At 67.8% G+C, this 15,343-nt stretch carries 15 protein-coding genes; 7 read left to right on the top strand and 8 right to left on the bottom strand.

Features of this window, described 5'->3' with window-relative positions:
• Window positions 1–69 precede the first annotated feature (69 nt).
• The 4 genes from QTH86_RS23615 to QTH86_RS23600 form a co-directional block, all read right to left on the bottom strand.
• Entirely contained in the window at window positions 70–444 is a 375-nt protein-coding gene (locus QTH86_RS23615) for an acyl-CoA thioesterase (protein WP_286648608.1), read from the bottom strand.
• Window positions 441–1,262 (bottom strand): IclR family transcriptional regulator, encoded by an 822-nt coding sequence (locus tag QTH86_RS23610; protein ID WP_286648607.1) that lies wholly within the window; start codon window positions 1,260–1,262, stop codon window positions 441–443. Before QTH86_RS23610 ends, QTH86_RS23615 begins: the two co-directional genes overlap by 4 nt.
• A gap of 109 nt (window positions 1,263–1,371) precedes the next feature.
• Window positions 1,372–2,334: a Bug family tripartite tricarboxylate transporter substrate binding protein gene (locus QTH86_RS23605; RefSeq protein ID WP_286648606.1), complete on the bottom strand. Its 963-nt coding sequence runs from the start codon at window positions 2,332–2,334 to the stop codon at window positions 1,372–1,374.
• A 219-nt stretch (window positions 2,335–2,553) separates the two neighbouring features.
• Window positions 2,554–3,012 carry a PaaI family thioesterase gene (locus tag QTH86_RS23600; RefSeq protein WP_286648605.1) on the bottom strand — a complete coding sequence of 153 codons (459 nt, stop codon included), beginning with the start codon at window positions 3,010–3,012 and terminating at the stop codon, window positions 2,554–2,556.
• Window positions 3,013–3,166: 154 nt separating this feature from the next.
• Between QTH86_RS23600 and QTH86_RS23595 the strand changes: the two genes are divergently transcribed.
• The 3 genes from QTH86_RS23595 to QTH86_RS23585 all read left to right on the top strand — a co-directional run bounded on the left by QTH86_RS23595 (window position 3,167) and on the right by QTH86_RS23585 (window position 7,192).
• Window positions 3,167–4,720, top strand: coding sequence for an acetate--CoA ligase (locus QTH86_RS23595; protein ID WP_286648604.1), 1,554 nt, complete (start codon window positions 3,167–3,169; stop codon window positions 4,718–4,720).
• Between the two features lie 38 nt (window positions 4,721–4,758).
• Window positions 4,759–5,898 carry an FAS1-like dehydratase domain-containing protein gene (locus tag QTH86_RS23590; protein WP_286648603.1) on the top strand — a complete coding sequence of 380 codons (1,140 nt, stop codon included), beginning with the start codon at window positions 4,759–4,761 and terminating at the stop codon, window positions 5,896–5,898.
• Between the two features lie 76 nt (window positions 5,899–5,974).
• Window positions 5,975–7,192, top strand: a complete 1,218-nt coding sequence (locus QTH86_RS23585) for a CaiB/BaiF CoA transferase family protein (RefSeq protein ID WP_286648602.1) — start codon at window positions 5,975–5,977, stop codon at window positions 7,190–7,192.
• On the opposite strand, the gene QTH86_RS23580 is transcribed toward QTH86_RS23585, so the two are convergent.
• Window positions 7,189–9,015: an ATP-binding response regulator gene (locus QTH86_RS23580; protein ID WP_286648601.1), complete on the bottom strand. Its 1,827-nt coding sequence runs from the start codon at window positions 9,013–9,015 to the stop codon at window positions 7,189–7,191. The two genes, QTH86_RS23585 and QTH86_RS23580, sit on opposite strands and share 4 nt — an antisense overlap.
• On the bottom strand, window positions 9,015–9,617 hold the full coding sequence (locus tag QTH86_RS23575; RefSeq protein ID WP_286648600.1) for a response regulator: 603 nt from the start codon (window positions 9,615–9,617) through the stop codon (window positions 9,015–9,017). The genes QTH86_RS23580 and QTH86_RS23575 overlap by 1 nt, the downstream gene beginning before the upstream one ends.
• Before the next feature lie 232 nt (window positions 9,618–9,849).
• Between QTH86_RS23575 and QTH86_RS23570 the strand changes: the two genes are divergently transcribed.
• From QTH86_RS23570 to QTH86_RS23555, 4 genes are all read left to right on the top strand, one after another.
• Window positions 9,850–10,119 carry a hypothetical protein gene (locus tag QTH86_RS23570; RefSeq protein ID WP_286648599.1) on the top strand — a complete coding sequence of 90 codons (270 nt, stop codon included), beginning with the start codon at window positions 9,850–9,852 and terminating at the stop codon, window positions 10,117–10,119.
• A gap of 68 nt (window positions 10,120–10,187) precedes the next feature.
• The gene (gene aroQ / locus QTH86_RS23565; RefSeq protein ID WP_286648598.1) at window positions 10,188–10,643 is read left to right on the top strand and encodes a type II 3-dehydroquinate dehydratase; all 456 of its coding nucleotides are present in this window, start codon (window positions 10,188–10,190) and stop codon (window positions 10,641–10,643) included.
• A 59-nt stretch (window positions 10,644–10,702) separates the two neighbouring features.
• A complete protein-coding gene (locus tag QTH86_RS23560; RefSeq protein ID WP_286648597.1) occupies window positions 10,703–11,815 on the top strand; it encodes a mandelate racemase/muconate lactonizing enzyme family protein in 1,113 nt (370 codons plus the stop codon).
• Complete coding sequence (locus QTH86_RS23555) at window positions 11,812–12,465, top strand: DNA-3-methyladenine glycosylase I (protein WP_286648596.1); 654 nt, start codon at window positions 11,812–11,814, stop codon at window positions 12,463–12,465. Before QTH86_RS23560 ends, QTH86_RS23555 begins: the two co-directional genes overlap by 4 nt.
• Before the next feature lie 9 nt (window positions 12,466–12,474).
• On the opposite strand, the gene QTH86_RS23550 is transcribed toward QTH86_RS23555, so the two are convergent.
• Window positions 12,475–14,025, bottom strand: coding sequence for a SpoVR family protein (locus QTH86_RS23550; protein ID WP_286648595.1), 1,551 nt, complete (start codon window positions 14,023–14,025; stop codon window positions 12,475–12,477).
• A complete protein-coding gene (locus QTH86_RS23545; protein ID WP_444814111.1) occupies window positions 14,022–15,308 on the bottom strand; it encodes a YeaH/YhbH family protein in 1,287 nt (428 codons plus the stop codon). The genes QTH86_RS23550 and QTH86_RS23545 overlap by 4 nt, the downstream gene beginning before the upstream one ends.
• Window positions 15,309–15,343: the final 35 nt, after the last annotated feature.

Here is a 15,343-nt window from a genome sequence, read left to right as displayed (position 1 = left end):
AACGGTTCGCATCGCGCGGCCGCGGCGTCGCCCTCTGGCCCTGCGCACCCGACGGAAGCTGGGCTGTGGCTAGGCTGAAATTGGGCGCGGCGCGCCCTGGTCGTCGATGGCGACGTAGACCAGCGTGGCTTCGGTCACCGGCGTGGTCACGCCTTCGCTGCCGCGGCGCTCGGTCAATGCCCGCACATGGACGCTGATGGACGTCCGGCCGACGTGCACCACCTGCGCGAAGAAGGACACCAGGTCGCCGGCCTTGACCGGGTGGCTGAAGGCCAGTTTCTCGATGGCGACCAGCACCACGCGCCCGCGCGCGGCACGCATGGGCAGGACGCTTCCGGCGGAATCCATCTTCGCCAGCATCCACCCACCGGCGATCTGGTCGCCCAGGTAGGTGTCCGACGGCATCGGGATGAGGCGCAGCACGAGCTCGGGTTCGGTCGTCATCGGCGCGAGGGCAGCAGGGCCGAGAGGCCGTCGGCCTCTTTCTTCATGGCCTTGGCCAGGTCCATGGTGGCGCTGCCGACCAGGTTGTCGGAGAGCCCGGTGGCGACCAGCGTGTGGCTCACCCGGTGCGCCGCGTCGAGCAGCGGCACCGCGATCACCGTCACGCCGTTCATGTAGTTGCCGCGGTCGATGCTGAAGCCGCGCTTGCGGACCAGTTCGACCTCGCGCTTCCAGGTGGCGAGGTCGATCGGCTTGTCCCAGCGCAGCGACTTGAAGCGCTTCTCGATCTGTGGCCACGGTTCGTCGCTGAAGGCCGCGACCAGGCGCCCGGTGGCGCTGACCAGCGCCGGGAAGCGGCTGCCGACATCCACATGCAGGCGGAAGGGCGCACGCGAGCGCGACAGCGCCAGCACCACCATGTGGTCGATGTCGGGTGTCTCGACGCCGATCATCGTCACGTTCCAGTCGTTCGCCAGCACGTCGAGCACGGGCTGCGCAAGGCTGGCGAAGCCGCTGCTCTCGATGGCGCTGCGCGCCAGGCTCAGCATGCCGGTGCCCAGCGAGTAGCGCTTGGTGTCGCTGTCGATCTTGACGAGCTCTTCGGCGACCAGCGCGCGCAGGATGTGCAGGCAGGTGCTGGGGACCAGCGCGAGTTCGTCGGCAATGGCCTTCACGCCCATCGCCTGCGACGAGCGACCGAGCAGGCGCAGGATGGCAACGGCACGCGTCACGCCGGGAACGGGTCGGACCCGCACCGGCTTCTTCGTCGCGGGCTCTGACTTGACGGGCTTCGCGGTGGGGGAGGGGCTGGACTTCATGGAGCGTGCGGTCGGCGGCCGCAAGCTTATCCCAGATGGTGGGCGGTGAACGAGGCTCGCCCAGGTGCTCCCGATGCCTGCGAAAGGGTCTGCGCGCGCGGGCATCGGCCTAGTCCGCCTTCAGTCCCGATGCCTTGATGAGCGGCTCCCATTTCCTGCGCTCGGCCTGCGTGAAATCGGTGAGCTGCTGCCGCGTGCCGCCGCCCGGATCGAAGCCGTACTCGAGCAACTGCTGCTTCGTCTCGGGCCGGCTGAGGATCTTGTTCATGGCGGCGTTGAGCGTGTCGAGAATGGCCGCCGGCGTGCCGCGCGGCGCGAACAGCGCGTTCCAGGCGATGACCTCGAAGCCCGGATAGCCTTGCTCGGCCACCGGCTTGATGCCCGGCAGGAGGGCGCTGGGCGCGGCCGACGTCACCGCGATGGCGCGCACGTGCCCCGCGGCCAGTTGCGAGCGCAAGGCGGTGGGCGTGTCGATCAGCAGCGGCAGCTGGCCGCCGAGCACGTCCGTCATGGCGACGCCCGAGCCCTTGTAGGGCACGTGGAACAGCTTCAGGTTGGAGCGCTCCTTGAGCAGCTCGACCACCAGGCGCGCCGACGTGCTGGGGGTGGCGATGTCGCCGGAGCGCGGGTCGGTCTTCACGGCCCCGGCCAAGTCCTCGACCGAGCGCAGCGGCGACTTGGCGTTGACCGCCAGCACCATCGGAAAGCTGCCGACCAGCACGATGGAGTCGAAGTCCTTCTCGGGCTTCAGGCGCAGGCCCGCATAGAGGTACTGGTTCACCACATGGGTGGCGTTGGTGCCCATGGTGAGCGTGTAGCCGTCGGCCGGTGCTTCCGCCGCGAGTTCGGTGCCGAGGTTGCCGCCGGCTCCGGGACGGTTGTCGATGACGATGGGTTGGCCCAGGTCCTTCGCCAACTGGTTGCCGAGGTAGCGCGCGGCGATGTCGGTGCCCTGGCCGGCCGGGTAGGCCACGACGATGCGTATCGGCTTGGTGGGATAGGCCTGTGCCAGCGCACCGTGCGACGCACACGCCATGGCGCAGCCCGTGAAGAGCAGTTTCCAGAGTCTCATCTTGTCTCCTGTTGAAGGCATCGATGGCCAAGCCCGGGCCCTGGCGAGGGGTCCCCGCGTTCATCGGCTTCGCCGCTGTCCGTGGTGCATTGCCTCCACAAAGGTGGAACTTCACGTCATCCCGAACGGCTTCGTTTCGAGTATGGAAGTCGTGATTTGCATTGTCAAATGCGTTGTCAATTTGTATTAGGACAAATTATGAATATGTCGCTTGCCGCGCTAGGCCGTGACTTTCTGCGGTGCGGCGGGTCCGGCCGCCTGCAGCTTCATGACGGCCTGGGCCGCCAGGACGTCGCTGCCGGCCACGCTCAGCGCGCCGTGCATGAAGAGGAGGCTGGACGTGCGACGCACCACCCGTCCGCGCGCCTCGATCAGGACGCCCGGTGGCACGGACGCGAGAAAGTGCGTGTCGAGCTGCACCGTCACGCAGGGTGCGCGGCCGGCGGCCTCCCAGGCGAGCGTGCTCAGCGCGTGATCCATCAGGGTGGCAAGCAGTCCACCGTGAACCACCCCGGCCGGGTTCAGGTGCTCGTCGGTCGATACCACGCCGTAGGCCCATCCGTCCCCCTCTCGCGCGGCCCAGAGCGGGCCGGCGAGTGCCATGAACCGGCCCGCTCCCTGGAGCGGCTTCCATCCGCCTTCGCGCAGACGGGTGGCGATGTCGATCGTGTTGTTCATGGCCAGGATCCGGCGAGGGAGGAGGCTCGGATTCTAGGAACGGGTCCACGCTGCGATCAATTTTGCAATTGTCTATATACAAAACAAAGCTGTATTTGACAAAAATAAAGCATGAGTCGCATAGTTCGTTCATCGCCAAGACGCCATGGATCCGATGAAAAAACTCACCGACTACACCTCGTTCGCAGATGCGCAGAAACACTGCTCGCCGGAGAAGCTCTGGGAACTTTTCGATGGCGACCGCCGGGCCTTCAACATCGCGCATGAATGCGTCGATCGGCATGCGCACGGCGACAAGGTCGCGATCGTGGTGGCCTGCGCGAACGGCAGCGAAGAGGTGATCACCTTCAAGACCCTGTCGCGCCTCTCGAGCCGCTTCGCCCACCTGCTGGTGGCGCGGGGCATCCGGCCCGGTGACCGCGTCGCGGTCATGCTCGAGCCCTCGCTGGCCTTCTACGTGGCCATCTTCGGCGCGATCAAGACGGGCGCGATCGCGGTGCCGCTCTTCACACTCTTCGGGCCGGACGGCATCCGGCTGCGTGTCGAGGACTGCAAGCCGAAGATCCTGGTGACCAATGCCGAGAAGGCGTCGGTCTCGGCGGGCATCGACGGTGTCGAGGTGCTGGTGGCCGACGAAGGCTTCGTGCCGACGCTCAGCCCTTATTCCGACACCTTCGAGGTCAAGACCAGCGCGGAAGACGACGCGATCTTCCAGTACACCTCCGGCACCACCCGCGAGCTGCCGGCCGCCGTCAAGCACAAGCAGCGCGCGCTGGTGACGCTGATGCTCGCGGCGCTCTACGGGACCGGCATCCGGCCGGGCGACCGCTTCTTCTGCCCGTCGTCGCCGGCCTGGGGGCACGGGCTCTGGCACGGCACGCTGGCGCCGATGGCGCTGGGCGTGACCATCGGCGCGTACTCGGGCAAGTTCGATGCGGCCCGGTTGCTCAAGGCGCTGCAGCACGGGCGCTTCAACACCATCTCGGCGGCGGCGACGCACTTCCGCATGATGCGCAACTCGGGGGCGTCGTCGAAGTACAAGTACTACCTCGAGAAGGTGTCCTTCACCGGCGAGCCGATGGACAGCGAGACGGAGGACTTCGTCAAGGCCACTTTCGGGCGCCCCGTCTGCAGCATGTACGGCACGACCGAGATCGGCGTGATCCTGGTGAACTACCCCGGTGCCGAGGACTTCCAGGTGAAGCACGGTTCCCTCGGCAAGCCGATCCCGGGGGGGCGCGTGGATGTCCAGGATGCCGACGGCAAGACCTGCCCGCCGGGCGTGGTCGGCGAACTGAAGGTCTGGCGCGGCGGCGTCTGGGTGCCCACCAAGGACCTCGGCAAGGTCGATGCCGACGGCTACTTCTATCACGCAGGGCGCGCCGACGACGTGATCATTTCCGCCGGCTGGACCATGAGTGCGGTGGAGATCGAAGACGCCGTGCTCAAGCACCCCGACGTGCAGGAGGCGGCCGCCATCGGCGTGGCGGACGAGCTCCGCGGTCAGGTGGTGAAGGCCTTCGTCGTCACGGAGCGCGAAGGCAGCGACGCCTTCACCAAGGAGATCCAGGACCTCGTGCGCAGCCGATTGAGCCAGCACGAGTACCCGCGGCACGTCGTCTTCGTGACCGACCTGCCCAAGACGCCCGCAGGCAAGGTCCATCGCAAGGTGCTGCGCGACCGGGAACCCAAGACCGCGAGCGTCTGAACCTCTTCAACCCCTATTACCACCACCAGGAGACATCGATGTCCGAACACAACGAAAGAACATTTCCCAAGATCACCGAGCGGGGCCTGGACGAACTGCGCGAGCGCATCGGCCAGAAGATCGAGAACACGCTGGAGCCGTGGTGCCACGAGGCCACGCGCGACAACATCCGCCATTACGCGCACGGCATCGGCGACGACAACCCGCTGTGGTGCGATCCGGCCTACGCGGCCAAGACCCGGTACGGCGGCATCGTCGCGCTGCCGAGCTTCCTGTTCTCGACGAGCCGTATCGTGTCCGGCTACGTGGGTGGCCTGCCCGGCGTGCACGCGATGTGGTCGGGCGCCGACTGGACCTGGCACCAACCCATTCTTCGCAACGACGAGATCCGCACCGAGGCCTACCTGAAGGAACTGGTCGAGCACCAGACGCGCTTCGCCGGGCGTGCCGTCCAGCAGATCTACCACGTCGACTTCTACAACCAGAAGGGCGACAAGGTGTCGGAAGCCGACAGCTGGTGCTTCCGCACGGAGCGCGACCATGCCCGCGAGCAGGGCACCAAGTACAAGGAAGCACGCTCGCGCGCGCCGCGGCGCTATTCGCCCGAAGAGATCGGCGAGGCCTACAAGCTCTACCGCGACGAGGAAGTGCGCGGCGCGACGCCCCGCTACTGGGAAGACGTGGAAGAGGGCCAGGCCCTGCCCGTGATGTTCAAGGGCCCGATGACCGTCACCGGCTTCATCGCCTATGCGCAGGGCTGGGGCGGCCTGTACATCCGCGCGAACAAGCTGGCGTGGAAGCTCATCGACGCGCACCCCGGCGTCGGCATCACCAACCGCTTCGGTATTCCGGACGTGCCCGAGCGCGTGCACTGGGAAGAAGACTTCGCGCTGGAAGTCGGTGCCCCCGGCGCCTATGACTACGGCCCGGAGCGCACCTCGTGGCTGACGCACCACCTGACCAACTGGATGGGTGACGACGGCTTCCTGCGCAAGGCCAGCTGCAAGATCCGGCGCCACAACCCCGAAGGCGACATGCTCTTCATCAAGGGCCATGTGAAGCGCAAGTACGTCGAAGACGGCAAGCACCTGGTCGAGATCGCGCAGGAGGCCCGCAACCAGGACGACGAGCTCTCCGTGCTCGGTTCCGGCGTGGTCGAATTGCCGAGCCGCGGCTAGCATGCCGGTCGGCGGCGCCGACCGTGCTGCACGAAGAATTCAAGAAGAACTCCAGAGACAAACAGGAAGACAAGCCATGAGTGGTGCCCTCGCCGGCGTTCGGGTGGTGGATCTGTCGCGCGTCCTGGCCGGGCCGCTGTGCGCGCAGATGCTGGCGGACCACGGTGCGACGGTGGTCAAGGTGGAGCCGCCCGCCGGCGACGACACACGCACCCTGGGGCCGCCCTTCGACCGTGTGGGCGACGCGGCCTACTTCAGTGCGGTCAACCGTGGCAAGCAGTGCATCAGCATTGACCTGTCGATGCCCGAAGGGCGCGATGTGCTCGAGCGGCTGCTCGACGATGCCGACGTGCTGATCGAGAACTTCCTGCCGGGCACCCTCGAGAAATGGGGCGTGTCGTACGAGGGGTGGCTGCGCCACCGCTTTCCCCGGCTGATCCATTGCAGCATCAGCGGCTTCGGTGCCGACGGTCCGTTGGGCGGCCTGCCGGGCTACGACGCCGTGTTGCAGGCGATGTGCGGCCTCATGAGCATCAATGGCGATCCGGTCAGCGGGCCGACGCGGATCGGCGTGCCGATCGTGGACCACCTGACCGCCTACACCGCGCTGTCCGCGATCCTGCTGGCGCTGCACAGCCGGCACGTCTCAGGCCAGGGGCAATACGTCGAGGCGACGCTGTTCGATGCGGCCCTGAGCCTGCTCGTGCCGCATGCGGCCAACTACTTTCAATCGAAGCAGGAGCCGGGACTGCTTGGCAGTGCGCACCCCAACATCGCGCCGTACGACCGCTTCCGCTGCGGCGATGGCGACATCTTCCTGGGCATCATGAACCGGGGTCAGTTCGAGCGCTTCTGCGCCGTGGTCGACCGGCCCGGCCTCGCGACGGACGAGCGCTTTGGCGACAACGCGCTGCGCATCGCCCACCGGGAGGTGCTGCGCGAGGAGATCGAGCGCGCCATCGGCCATTGGCAGCGCCGGGCGCTGTGCGACGCGCTGATGCGCGCCGGCGTTCCCGCGGCGCCTGTGCATTCGGTGTCGGAAGCCTTCGCGCAGCCGCATGCGGCGCACCGCCGGATGCAGGTCGAGCGTGAAGGCTACGGCGGCATCGGGCTGCCGGTGCACCTGCACGCCACCCCGGGCACCCCTGCTTCCGATCCGCGGCCCTTCAACGCAGACGCGGTCCACGTTCTGGAGAACATCGGCTACGGTCCGGCGGACATCGATCGGTTGATGGCCCGCGGCGTCGTGCCCGCGCCGGGCCCGCGTGCCGGCGCCCGCGCGCGCCAGAACTAGAGCGACGCGCTGGTGGTGCGCGGCAGGTTCTCGAGCAGCGCGAAGTTCGAGTCGAGCTCGACGCGATGGAGCACGCATTGCAGGCCATGGTGGAGCTGGGCCGGCAGCACCGGCTTGTGCAGCAGCGGCACGCCGGTCGCGCGCGCCTCGCGCAGGCGTTGCGGGGCGGTGTCGCCGGTGATCAGCAGGGCCGGCAAGGCCTCGCCGCACTCGGCGCGCAGCGCCGCGATGGCCTCGGCCCCGGTGCGCTGGCCACGCAGGCGGTAGTCGCTGATGACGGCGCCCGGCACATGGATGCGGGCCAGGGTCAGCGCTTCCTCGATGGAGTCCGCCACGTCGCATTGGCAGCCCCAGGCGGTCAACAGTTGCTGCATGCCGGTTCGAACCGATTCATCGTCGTCGATCACCAGCACACGCACGTCGAAGCCCTGGGCGTCGACCGGCGTCGGAGCCGGGCGGCGCGCCAGCGTCCCCAGGGGCGCGACCGGCAAGCTCAGGCGGAACACGCTGCCGCGACCGGGTCGGGACGACAGGGTCAATTCCTGCTGGAGCGTGCGTGCCAACCCCTGCGCGATGGCGAGCCCCAGGCCCAGCCCTTTGCGCCGGTCGCGCTCGGCATTGCCCAGCTGATGGAATTCGCGGAACACGGCCTGATGCTGCGAGGGGTCGATGCCGATGCCGGTGTCCCAGACCTCCAGCACCGCCTGCCCGCCGCGTCGCCGGCAGGCCACCAGCACGCCGCCGCGCCGCGTGTAGCGGATCGCGTTGGACACGAGGTTGCGCAGCACCAGCGCGACCAGGGCCGGGTCGGACTGGACGACGACCTCGGTGTCGATCGAGCGGTAGACGATGCCCTTGGCATCGGCCTGCGGCGCCAGCTCGTTCTCGATCTTGTTGAGCAGCGGCTGCAGCTGGAAGGGCTGGAGTCGTGGCTCCACCACACCCGCCTCGATGCGCGAGAAATCGAGCAGGGTGTCGAGCATCTCGGCCGATGCCTGCCAGGTGGCGCGTGCATTGGCCAAGGCGTCGTACTGGGTGGTGGTGAGCCGGGTGCGCGCCAGCACCTCCAGAAACAGGCCCTGGGCATGGATGGGCTGGCGCAGGTCGTGGCTGGCGGCGGCCAAGAAGCGCGACTTGGCCAGGCTGGCCTGCTCGGCCTCCAGACGGGCGGCCTGCGCCTCTGCGGCACTGGCATGCAGCTGCTCGATCAGCCCGAGGTTCTCGAAGCGCAGGTCGATGGCCGCACGCGCGGCCCGTGCGCTGCTGCGCGCCTGGCCCATCAGCGTCGCGATGTAGAGCACGCCCGCGATGCCCAGCGCCTGGTAGGCCGGGTTGCCCAGCAGCCAGAGCTTGGTGCCGACCACGGCGAATTCGAACAGCGCGAATGCGATGAACACCGGCAGCACCGGCGCCAGCGACGCCATCGAGCTGCCGGCCACGCCGGCGAGCACGGCCACGACCAGGATGCTGCCCGCGACACTGCTGTCGTCGAGCGTGACCCAGGCGAGCGCGCCCCAGGCCACCGCGTCGATGGCGTTCAGCACCATTTGCCGCACCACCACGCGATGCGGGTGCGCGGTGGCGAGGTCGATGCGCAGCGTGCGCTCCGCGTCCCACGCGTAGAACAGCTTGATGAGCACGATCGCAGCGCACCAGGCCGTGAGCCATGCGGCGTTGCGCGCATTGACCAGCGTCCAGAGCAGCAGCGGCGCGAGCAGCAGTGTCGGCACCACCGAACTGCCCACGTGGCCCAGCTGCAGCCGCAGCTGCTCGGTCAGCGTGCGGTCGTCGGCCAGCCAGCGCCGCCAGTTCACCAGGCGCATCAGGCGACCAGGCCGCGCTGGCGGGCGGCGAAGCCGGCCTCCGACCGGCTCGACACCTGCAGGGTCGCGAGGATGGCCTGCACATGTCCGCGCACCGTGTTCTCCGACAGGTTGAGCCGCCGCCCGATGACCTTGTTCGACAGGCCCTGGCACATCAGGTCGAGCACTTCGCACTGGCGTGGCGTGAGGCGCTGGGTGTCCGGGTCGCCGGTGCCGGGTGCGCGCAGGGTCGGGCTGGCCGCCGAGGGCATCGGCAATCCGCGGCGGACCTGGTCGATGACAGCGAGGATGGTGTCGGCGGTCGCGGCCTTCGAGACGAAAGCGGCCGCGCCGCGTTCGAGGGCCAGTGCGACCGTCTGCGATTCGGCCTGCGACGACAGCATGATCACCGCCACGTCGGGCCATTTCCGCTTGACCAGGGCGATGCCTTCGATGCCATTGAGGCCCTGCAGATGAACGTCGAGCAGCGCCAGGGCCGGTGACGCCATCGCGCAGTGCATGGCTTCTTCCAGCGATGCCGCCTCTGCCACTTCGAGTCCGGGAATGCCTGCGGCCAGCACCATGTGCAGTCCACAGCGGAACAGCGCGTGGTCATCGATCAACAGAATTCTGGCGGGCAGCATGGCGCTGGCGACGGTCCCATGGAGAACTAAAGAATCAGCGGGCGGGTGATCGGGCTGCGAGGCTGCCAGAGCGCCCGCGTCGGAGGCCGTGTCGGGGATTTTGCGCGAACTCGGGCGGTCCAAAAGGACTATTTACGCCAGGATCCTTCCTTGCGACCATCGGGCTCGCGGATGCCGCGGCTTTGTACCCTCTGCACCTGTCCCCCCCCGCATGAAACCCTCGATCGACATCCGCCGCCAGGCGCCGAACGGCTTCACCTACCGCATCAGCGCCCGGGGTACCGACGGCGTGGATGGCGGCGCGGCCTTCGACACCATCGAGCGCTGCCTGTTCGACGCGGCGGCATCGCTGGGGCATTACTTCCCGCGGGTGGACATCCGCTTCGAAGGCGGCCTGCTGGGCTCCTGCGCCACCGACACGCTGCGCCGTGCGCCGCAGACCATCGTCGCCCTGATCCCGGCCCAGACCGCGGTGCTCTGAGGCGTCGGGACGCGCCAGCGGGCGCACATAATGGCCGCCGAAATCCTCGCAGCCATCGGTGCCCGCCCATGAAAAAGATCCTCGTCCTCAACGGCCCCAATCTCAATCTCCTCGGCACGCGCGAGCCCGCGCAGTACGGCAGCGACACGCTGGCCGACGTCGAGCGCCTGTGCGCCGAGGCCGGCACGCGGCTGGGCGTGGCGGTCGAATGCCGCCAGACCAACCACGAAGGCGCCCTGGTCGACTGGCTGCAGGAAGCCGGCCGCGAGGTGGCGGCCGGCCGCATGCTCGGCGTGGTGCTCAACGCGGGCGCCTACACCCACACCTCCGTGGCGCTGCACGACGCCATCAAGGGAGCGAGCGTGCCGGTCATCGAACTGCATATCTCGAACGTACATGCACGCGAGAGCTTTCGCCACCATTCCTTCATTTCGCCCGCGGCGCGCGGCATCATCGTCGGGCTCGGGGTGAAGGGTTACCCGCTGGCCATGGATGCCCTGGTGCGGCTGAACGAACCGGGCTGACGGCGGCGGACGCCGGGCCAGGCCCCGGCCTACCAACCAAGAAGAAGGAGACAACGTCCATGAAGATCACATCGGTCCGGCCCTTCATCCTGCATGTGCCGGTGACCGGCTCGCAGATCGCCGACAGCACGCACGTCATCAGCCACTGGGGCGTGGTCGGCGCGCAGGTCGACACCGACGACGGGCTCACGGGCTACGGGTTCACGGGGACGCATGCGCACCTGCCGAGCGACCAGCTCATCACCCGCTGCATCGAGACCTGCCACGCACCGCTGCTGGTCGGCGAAGATGCGGGCGACATCCGTCGGCTATGGCTGAAGCTGGCGCGCAACCCCGCGCTGCAGTGGGTCGGCCGCGCCGGCATCACCACGCTGGCGCTGGCGGCCATCGACATCGCGCTGTGGGACCTGAAGGCCAAGGCCGCCGGCGTGCCGCTGTGGAAGCTGCTCGGCGGCCAGGTGCGCAACACCGTGCGGGCCTACAACACCGACATCGGCTGGCTCAGCATTCCCGACGACGCCTTGGTCGCAGGCGCGCGGCGCGCGGTGGCCGACGGCTTCACCGGCATCAAGATCAAGGTCGGCTCGACGGTGGAGCGCGACCTGCGCCGGCTCGCGGCGGTGCGCGAGGCCATCGGACCGGACGTGACGCTGGCCGTCGACGGCAACGGCAAGTGGGACCTGGCCACCTGCCTGCGCTTCTGCCGCGGGGCCGCGGCGTCCGACGTCTTCTGGTTCGAGGAGCCGCTCTGGTACGACGACGTGAAGGGCCACGCGCAGCTGGCGCGCGCCACGCACGTGCCCGTCGCGCTGGGCGAACAGCTCTACACCGCCGAAGCCTTCGGCGAATTCTTCGCACAGCAGGCCATCCACTGGGTGCAGCCCGACGTGACCCGGCTGGGCGGCGTGTCCGAGGTGCTGCAGGTCTGCGACACCGCGCACGCCTTCCGTCTGCCGGTGGCACCGCACGCCGGCGACATGAGCCAGGTCCATGTGCACCTGAGCTACGCGCATCCGGCCTGCCAGGTGCTCGAGTACATCCCATGGATCAAGGACTGCTTCACCGAGCCGGCCGAGGTGGTGGACGGTTACTTCCGCCTGCCGCAGGCGCCGGGTGCCGGCACCACGCCGACACCGCAGGCGTGGGAACGTTTCAGGAAACCGACGGCATGAGTTCAAGCAAGACACAAACGCTGGCCGACGGCCTGTTCAGCGGTGCCGACGGTGCGCCGCGCTGTCGCTGGTGCGAGGCCACGCCGGCCTACCAGCACTACCACGACCACGAGTGGGGCTTCCCGGTGACCGACGAGCGCCGGCTGTTCGAGAAGCTGTGCCTCGAAGGCTTCCAGGCCGGGCTGAGCTGGCTCACCATCCTGAACAAGCGCGAGAACTTCCGGCGCGGCTTCGCGAACTTCGAGGCGGAGGCCGTCGCGCGCTTCGGCGAGGCCGATGTGGCACGCCTGCTCGCCGACGCCGGCATCGTGCGCCATCGCGGCAAGATCGAGTCGACCATCAACAACGCGAAGCGCGTGCTGGAACTTCGCGAGGAATTCGGTTCGCTGGCGGCCTACGCGTGGCGCTTCGAACCGTCGCCGTCATCGCGGCCGAAGAAGGCGACGCTCGCCGCGCTGCGCGCCTTCACCACCACGGCCGAATCGATCGCGATGTCGAAGGACCTGAAGAAGCGTGGCTGGAGCTTTGTCGGGCCGACCACGGTTTATGCCTTCATGCAGGCGATGGGCCTCGTCAACGACCACATCGAAGGCTGCGGCGCGCGCGAGGCGGCACTGGCCGCGCGCAAGGCGCTCACGCCGCCACGCTGAAGCGCCCGTTCAGTGGTTGCGCGGGGCCGAGGCGGTCTCGCGCAAGGTCACGCGGCCCTGCGGATCGACGCTCTCGAGCCGCACGTCGAAACCCCACAGCCGGGTCACGTGCTTGAGCACCTCGTGCGTGTCGTCGCGCAGCGGCTGGCCGTTGCGCTGCACATGGCGCAACGTGAGCGACCGGTCGCCGCGCATGTCGACGTTCCATACCTGGATGTCCGGCTCGCGGCTGCCGATGTCGTACTGGCGCGAGAGCGATTCGCGCAATGCCTGATAGCCGTTGTCGTCGTGGATGGCCGCGATCTCCAGTTCCGGGTCTTCCGCATGGTCGCGCACCGCGAACAGGCGAAAGTCGCGCATCGTCTTCGGGCTCAGGAACTGGCCGACGAAGCTCTCGTCCTTGTAGTTGCGCATCGCATGGTCGAGCGTCGTGAGCCAGTCGGTGCCGGCGTAGTCCGGGAACCAGCGGCGGTCTTCCTCGGTCGGCTTCTCGCAGATGCGGCGCAGCTCGGTGAACATCGCGAAGCCCAGCGCATAGGGGTTGATGCCGCTGTACGCGCGGTGGCCCACCGGCGGCTGGTAGACCACGCTGGTGTGGGAGCGCAGCCACTCGATCATGAAGCCATCGGCCAGCTGGCCCTTGTCGTACATGGTGTTGAGCAGGGTGTAGTGCCAGAAGGTGGCCCAGCCCTCGTTCATCACCTGCGTCTGGCGCTGCGGGTAGAAGTACTGCGCCACCTTGCGCACGATGCGCACCACCTCGCGCTGCCAGGGCTCCAGCAACGCCGCGTTCTTCTCGATGAAGTACAGCAGGTTCTCCTGCGGCTCGGCCGGGAAGCGGCGCGTGGCATCGGCACCGGCCGCCGTCTCGATGCGCCGGGGCAGGGTGCGCCAGAGGTCGTTGACCTGCTGCTGCAGATGGTGCTCCCGTTCGGCGCGCTGGCTGATTTCCTGCGCGAGCGAGCGCTTCTGTGGCCGACGGTAGCGGTCGACGCCATAGTTCATCAGCGCGTGGCAGGAGTCGAGCAGTTCCTCGACGGCGTCGACGCCGTGGCGTTCCTCGCACTCGTTGATGTAGTTCCGGGCGTAGACCAGGTAGTCGATGATCGACGACGCGTCGGTCCACATGCGGAACAGGTAGTTGCCCTTGAAGAAGCTGTTGTGCCCATAGGCCGCATGGGCGATCACCAGGGCCTGCATCGCCATGGTGTTCTCTTCCATGAGGTAGGCGATGCACGGGTCGGAGTTGATGACGATCTCGTAGGCCAGGCCCATGGCGCCGCGCCGGTAGTTCTTCTCGGTCGAGATGAACTGCTTGCCGTACGACCAGTGGCGGTAGATCACCGGCATGCCCACGCTGGCGTAGGCGTCCATCATCTGCTCGGCGGTGATGATTTCCAGCTGGATCGGGTACGTGTCGAGCCTGAAGGACTCGGCCGTCTTGCGGATCTCCTGGTGGTAGGTTTCGATCAGGTCGAAAGTCCAGTCCGAGGGGCTCGGCAGCGGCTCGGCGGCGCGGCCCGGGGAGGATGTCACCGGCAGTTCGCTCGTTTCGCTCATGCGGGCGCTCCTTCCTTCTTGAACAGTTCACGAAACACCGGGTAGATGTCCTGCGCGCTCGCGACCTTGCGCATCGCGAAGTTGGGCCGCACGCCTTCGAGTTGCGCGTATTCCTGCCAGAGGTTCTGCTCGGCGTCGGCCACTTGCACATAGGCGTAGTAGCGCACCATCGGCAGGATCGACTCTTCCAGCATCTGGCGGCAGCGGCCGCTGTCCTGGTGCCAGTTGTCGCCATCGCTGGCCTGCGCGCCGTAGATGTTCCATTCCCCGCTGGGGTAGCGCGCGCGGATGATCTCGTCCATGAGCACGAGCGCGCTCGATACCACGGTGCCGCCAGTCTCGGTGGCGTGGAAGAACTCTTCCTCGCTCACTTCCTGGGCCTGCGTGTGATGCCGCAGGAAGACCAGGTCGATCTTCTCGTAGTGCCGCGTGAGAAACAGGTACAGCAGCATGAAGAAGCGCTTGGACATGTCCTTGCGGGCCTCGTCCATCGAGCCCGACACGTCCATCAGGCAGAACATCACCGCCTTGGCACTCGGCACCGGCACCCGTACGCGGTTGCGGTAGCGCAGGTCGATCGGGTCGATGTAGGGGATGTGCTTGGCCGTACGGCGCAGCTCGATGATCTGCGCTTCCAGATCGGCGATGCGGTCGGCCAGCGGCGGTTCGTGCGCCCCGGGTTCGGCGCGCAACTGCAGCAGTTCGGTCTGCATGCGCAGCAGCGCGACGCGGTCTTCGCCGCCCAGCGCGATGCGCCGCGCCAGTGCACCGCGCATCGAACGCACCACATGGAGGCTGCTCGGGTTGCCGTCGCTCTTGAAGCCGGCGCGGTGGCTCTTCCACTCGGGCACTTCGGCCAGCTGCGTGCGGATGAGGTGGGGCAGGGCGAGGTCGTCGAAGAAGACCTGCATGAACTCTTCGCGGGTCAGCTTGAAGACGAAATCGTCCTCACCTTCGCCGCTGTCGCCGGCTTCCCCGCTGCCCTGGCCGCCGCCCCCGCCGCCGGGCGGGCGCTTGATGCGGTCGCCCTTGAGATATTCTTGGTTGCCCGGGTGCACGTACTCGCGGTTGCCCCCTGGCCCGTGCCCGAACACCGGCTCCGACACGTCGCGCTTGGGCAATGTGATGTCCTCGCCGCGTTCGAGGTCGCGGATGTTACGCCCACTGATCGCACGCCGCACCGCGTCGCGGATCTGGCCCCGGTAGCGCCGCAGGAAGCGCTCGCGATTGCCGATCGATTTGTTCTTGCCCGACAAACGCCGATCGATGATCTGTTGCAGCATGGCCAAGGTGTCAGACCTCCGCGCCGGAGCGCGTC

This window comes from Variovorax sp. J2L1-78 (assembly GCF_030317205.1).
Lineage (GTDB): Bacteria > Pseudomonadota > Gammaproteobacteria > Burkholderiales > Burkholderiaceae_C > Variovorax > Variovorax arabinosiphilus.
The sequence above is the reverse complement of the archived record's forward strand: the minus strand, read 5'-3'. Positions and strand labels throughout refer to the sequence as shown.